The organism is Syntrophorhabdales bacterium, assembly GCA_035541455.1.
In the GTDB taxonomy this organism is placed as follows: Bacteria; Desulfobacterota; Syntrophorhabdia; order Syntrophorhabdales; family WCHB1-27; genus JADGQN01.
On sequence record DATKNH010000105.1, the window covers coordinates 1 to 3,783 of the forward strand.

At 54.1% G+C, this 3,783-nt stretch carries 6 protein-coding genes; 2 read left to right on the forward strand and 4 right to left on the reverse strand.

Going from position 1 to position 3,783, the window contains the following annotated elements; genetic code table 11:
• The coding region (locus tag VMT71_10830) for a hypothetical protein (GenBank protein HVN24455.1) at positions 1-184 on the reverse strand (184 nt) is incomplete at its 3' end.
• A gap of 206 nt (positions 185-390) precedes the next feature.
• A complete protein-coding gene (locus tag VMT71_10835) occupies positions 391-759 on the reverse strand; it encodes a hypothetical protein (GenBank protein ID HVN24456.1) in 369 nt (122 codons plus the stop codon).
• A 30-nt stretch (positions 760-789) separates the two neighbouring features.
• Here VMT71_10835 and VMT71_10840 point away from each other — a divergent pair, with 30 nt between their 5' ends.
• Positions 790-954, forward strand: a complete 165-nt coding sequence (locus VMT71_10840) for a hypothetical protein (protein ID HVN24457.1) — start codon at positions 790-792, stop codon at positions 952-954.
• Between the two features lie 18 nt (positions 955-972).
• Here VMT71_10840 and VMT71_10845 read toward each other — a convergent pair whose 3' ends face one another.
• Positions 973-1,794, reverse strand: a complete 822-nt coding sequence (locus tag VMT71_10845) for an alpha/beta hydrolase (GenBank protein HVN24458.1) — start codon at positions 1,792-1,794, stop codon at positions 973-975.
• A 226-nt stretch (positions 1,795-2,020) separates the two neighbouring features.
• Complete coding sequence (locus tag VMT71_10850; protein HVN24459.1) at positions 2,021-2,719, reverse strand: response regulator transcription factor; 699 nt, start codon at positions 2,717-2,719, stop codon at positions 2,021-2,023.
• A 206-nt stretch (positions 2,720-2,925) separates the two neighbouring features.
• Between VMT71_10850 and VMT71_10855 the strand changes: the two genes are divergently transcribed.
• On the forward strand, positions 2,926-3,411 hold the full coding sequence (locus VMT71_10855; protein ID HVN24460.1) for an EF-hand domain-containing protein: 486 nt from the start codon (positions 2,926-2,928) through the stop codon (positions 3,409-3,411).
• The last annotated feature ends 372 nt before the right edge of the window (positions 3,412-3,783 follow it).

Sequence of the window (3,783 nt, forward strand, 5' to 3'; positions counted from 1 at the left end):
CTCTTCTAATTTGATCCACCCAATGACCGATCCTGACACCAGAGACAATAGCAACCACGGCTGCAAGGAGATGCAAGAGATCACCGATAGTCATGGCCGCAAGTCTGAGATGTAAAACATCGGGTGGAAGAATAAGATAGAGGGAAGCGAGAATGCCCACAATTAAACCACCAAGAGTCCCCACACTGTACCTCCTGAAGGATAATTCTGGTTTCTTGCATTATACCACCAATGTCCCCGCGTGTGTACAGATTATTCAGAGATAATTGGTCCCTACCCTCCGCCGGACTGAAGAAGTAGAACATTGACGAAACATACTCCTGTGTCACTCGCCACCGCGTCGCTTCGGCCCTGCCTTCCCGCCGGCTCTCAACTGATGTCGGCACTGTCCTACCTCACTGGATTGTAGTATTGTCCATTCACTTCATCCCCGATGATTGCAAAATTTGCCTTCGATGTCTCCAGCGGATCCGATTTCCACGAGAAGCCTGTCGATGGAACCTCAACCTGCGCCTCAAGCTGCGATGCAGCGCGATAGCCTTCCACCCGAAATTGTTTCTGCGGATCGTCATAGACGATTTTTTCATCCGTCGCTTTCCATGTCATCTTGAAACTCATCGTAGCCGGCATGCCCACGGCGTCAAGGGCGGGCCACCTCGGTTGATCAACGACAGGGATATTTTTCATTTCCAGTGTTGCGCTTTTCCCGTCAGGGCTGATGACGAGTCCCCCTGCGGGAACGGGAACTACCCAATACAATCCGGAGGGCGCAATGGGAGGATGAAAATCGTGAATCTGGTTTTCAGGGGCAGCCTGCTCCTGAAAGAGGGTGAGTCATATGTGAAACATGAATGGATGTCCTGTGTGGAGATCATTCTTTTCCTCCCTTGGAATGGTTCGGGTGCCAATGGTGCCCTTTCTCCGGAAAGGACTCAGTTGTATCTTGCTCCGTGACTCTCGACGCTTCTTGACCTACCCCTTGATGAACGCGAGGAGGTCTTCGTTCACCTCGTTCTTATGCGTCGTGCACATCCCATGAGGCGCGCCCTTGTAGACCTTCAGCTTCCCGTTCTTGACGAGCTTGGCCGCAATGATGGCAGAGTCGGAGATCGGCACGATCTGATCGTCGTCACCGTGGAGGAACAGTGTCGGCATGTCCATCTTCTTCAGGTCCTCGGTTAAGTCCGTCTCCGAGAATGCCTTGATGCAGAAGTAGGACGCCGGCATGCCTGCCATCATCCCCTGGAGCCAGAACGATTCGCGCACGCCTTCCGAGACCTTCGCGCCCTGCCGGTTGTAGCCGTAAAAGGGCATGCTGAGATCCTTCCAGAACTGCGAACGGTCCGCAAGAATCGAAGCCCGGATCTGATCGAAGGTCTCCATCGGCAAACCACCCGGATTGGCCGCGGTCTTCAACATCAGCGGCGTGACCGCGCCGATCAGCACCGCCTTGGCCACGCGCTTCGAGCCGTGGCGGCCGATATAGCGCGCTACCTCGCCGCCTCCAGTGGAGTGACCCACATGGACGGCATTCTTCAGGTCCAGTTTTTCAACCAGTTCCGCAAGGTCGTCGGCGTAGGTGTCCATGTCGTTGCCGTTCCAGGGCTGGCTTGAGCGTCCATGGCCGCGGCGGTCGTGAGCGATGCAGCGATAACCCCGAGAAGCCAGAAAAAACATTTGATCTTCCCACGCATCTGCCGAGAGCGGCCAGCCATGGCTGAAGACAACAGGTTGACCCGTGCCCCAGTCCTTGTAGTAGATCTGCGTGCTGTCTTTTGTCGTGATCGTTGTCATGGGATGTCCTCCTTTGCTCTGTTTTGATGATGCAGATGATCTTGTCTTCTTGGTGCTTTCTCGGTACAAATTCCTTTGCTATAGGCCACTTCAAATTTTTTTGCTTTTTTGAAGGAGGACGAACCGGTGAGCAGACTATCGCAGAGGCGCGAGGGATCATACCCTGCCGATTCCCCGCCCTCCTGTCAGCAAGATAGGTGTGCCAAGAGGGGCTGTCAAGGGCAGCTTATCTTTGGTGATCTCTTATCATGCGATGTGCGTTTGACTTCTTTGTTTTCTCGCCGTCTCGTGTACCGCTGGAAATGTGGAACCTTTCTCGTGAAGACCTGATGCGGCTGCGATCGTACGGGTAGGGCGAGCGGCCCAGTACCGTCTTTATCAGTTCCTCGCGCGGCACAAGCTGACCTGCCCTGCTCAGCAGAATCTCCAGCAGGCTGAATTCGACAGACGTGAGGTCTATCCTTTCACCGGACCGGAACACCAATCGCGTGCCCATATCTATTTCAACGTCACCGACGCAAAGCATCTTGGATGACGCAACCTGCGCCGGTACTTCACGCTCCTGCCTGGTTCGCCTCAAGATTGCACGCATCCTGGCTACCAGTTCTCGTGGATTGAAGGGTTTTGCCAGGTAGTCATCCGCACCGATCTCCAATCCGACAATCCTGTCCACTTCCTCACCCCGTGCCGTCAACATGACGACCGGCGTGCTGAGCTTGGTGCGAAGCTGACGCAGCACCTCGAAGCCGTTTATACCAGCCAGCATGACGTCGAGTACGATCAGATCGTACGGGCTTTGACAGGCTCTCAGCAGACCCTGTTCCCCGTCCTGGACGCTCTCTGCCTGAAAACCTTCAGGGACCAGGTACTCCACCAGCAGCTCACACAAAGCCATGTCATCGTCTATGACAAGAACACGGTCCATATACGTCCTCTCGCGCAAGGACTCTACAACTCTACATCAGTTCCGTGCCGCTTCTTGTAAAGAATTGTAAAGTTGGGCGCAAAGATTCTTCACATTCCAGCAGAAGTGTTTACGCGTAGTTTACGGGACGAGGCCGATAATTGCAACGTGCCTGGCTCAGCGGCCAGCTTCAGGTTAGCTCGAACAAAAGGTAAGAAAGGAGGTAGATGATGGTTAATGCAGTGGGTGGATCGAGCATCTTAAGCCAGATAGGCATGGCTGAGATGCGGCAGCGGATGTTCAACAATGCCGACGCAAACAGTGACGGGAAGATAAGTAAGGATGAGATGGCGAAGGTGGTGGCGAATATGCCTCAAGGCGGGCCCAGCGTGGACGACATTTTCAGCAAGCTGGACACCAACGGGGACGGCTCCATCAGTAAGAGCGAGTTCGAGGCATGGATGGCAAGCGGGAGTAATTCCACGCAGTCCACCACTACTACAAATGATCTCGCGGAGACACTGCTGGAGGCTTTGGGAAAGCAATCGCAGAGCGCTGCATCTGCCGGTGCAAGTGGATCTCAGGACAGTACGTCCGCGACGAGCATCGCTGCGCTGCTGAGCAACGCACTCAAGTCCTACGCGCAGTCAAGCTCAAACAGCTGGTCGCAGACGGGCCTTGAGGGCCTTCTCAGCACAGGCTTGCAGGTGTGACCAGGCACAGGCCGAGATAAGCTTCCTGACGGCTGGCCGCCTCAGAAGTGCTCCCGGCAAATTTTATCCTACAAAGAACTATCTTCCTGCTTGAACAATGAAGTATGTGCATCCCTGAACCGTCTCCCATCGCTTTCCAGGCAGGGTTTTGTAAAGAATTGTAAACGTCGGCGTCGAGATCTTAATAAAACGTAACCTCCCCGCAAGTATACGTAACATCAGTTTATGGATGGCCCCCGATGTATCACGGTATATATCGCACTAGGCTTACAAACGGCCCATCACAGTGAATAGGGTCTATGGCAGGTTCGGCGCAGCTGATCAGAAGCTTGATACCGATACCCGAAACTATAGCGATAGCGCCGAGCCCTA

Coding starts and splice junctions, on each gene's coding strand:
- VMT71_10850 (HVN24459.1), bottom strand. CDS start 2,719: ATGGACCGTGTTCTTGTCATAGACGATGACATGGCTTTGTGTGAGCTG.
- VMT71_10855 (HVN24460.1), top strand. CDS start 2,926: ATGATGGTTAATGCAGTGGGTGGATCGAGCATCTTAAGCCAGATAGGC.
- VMT71_10845 (HVN24458.1), bottom strand. CDS start 1,794: ATGACAACGATCACGACAAAAGACAGCACGCAGATCTACTACAAGGAC.